Genomic DNA, 209 nt, shown 5'->3' on the forward strand with positions numbered 1-209 from the left:
AAGTCAAGACGAATTATATCAATGTGACATCAGTTCCTATACTTCCGGTATCCGATTTCAGTGCTAATGTCACTGAAGGCTATGCACCACTTACTGTTTCATTCACTGATCTCTCAACCAATGCAACCTCATGGTCCTGGGATATTGATGCTGACGGTACCGAGGATTACTCCAGTCAGAATATAATTCATACGTATGATACAGCTGGT

At 41.6% G+C, this 209-nt stretch carries 1 protein-coding gene; it reads left to right on the top strand.

Going from position 1 to position 209, the window contains the following annotated elements; translation table 11 throughout:
- Positions 1 to 23: 23 nt before the first annotated feature.
- The coding region (locus tag E7X57_RS12635) for a PKD domain-containing protein (RefSeq protein ID WP_210409070.1) at positions 24 to 209 on the top strand (186 nt) is incomplete at its 3' end.

Source organism: Methanococcoides sp. AM1 (assembly GCF_900774055.1).
Taxonomy (GTDB): domain Archaea; phylum Halobacteriota; class Methanosarcinia; order Methanosarcinales; family Methanosarcinaceae; genus Methanococcoides.